The organism is Neisseria sp. P0021.S007, from assembly GCF_051956855.1.
Genome location: NZ_JBQCXA010000913.1, coordinates 1 through 567, shown reverse-complemented (window position 1 = coordinate 567; position 567 = coordinate 1). Strand labels below are relative to the sequence as shown.

The 567-nt window shown below is 49.7% G+C and carries 1 protein-coding gene; it reads left to right on the top strand.

The window, feature by feature from the left end:
* Positions 1 to 567: AAA family ATPase (locus tag ACTHUR_RS16685; protein WP_440399803.1), on the top strand; the 567-nt coding region annotated here is incomplete at both ends.

Below are 567 nucleotides of genomic sequence, written 5' to 3'. Positions count from 1 at the left end.
GCTGAAACTGATTGAAGGCACGGTAGCGAGCGTTCCTCCGCAAGGCGGCCGCAAACATCCGAACCAAGAATTCATCAACGTTGATACCACCAACATCCTCTTTATCTGCGGCGGTGCATTTGCCGGCTTGGAAAAAGTCATCCGCCAACGTACTGAAAAAGGTGGTATCGGCTTTGGTGCGGCGGTGCACAGCAAAGATGAAAACGCCGATATTTCAGCCCTGTTTGAAACAGTCGAGCCTGAAGACTTAATTAAATTCGGTTTGATTCCCGAGCTTATCGGCCGTCTGCCCGTGATTGCCACATTGGCAGAATTGGACGAAGATGCTTTGGTCAACATTTTGACCGAACCGAAAAACGCCTTAGTCAAACAATATCAAACCTTGTTTGCAATGGAAGATGTCGGCCTTGAGTTTGAAGAAGATGCCTTGCGCAGCATCGCCAAACTGGCGATGGAACGTAAAACCGGTGCGCGCGGCCTGCGCTCTATCGTCGAACGTTGCCTCTTGGACACCATGTACGCCCTACCGGATTTGAAAGGTGTAGCAAAAGTCGTCATCAATAAAGA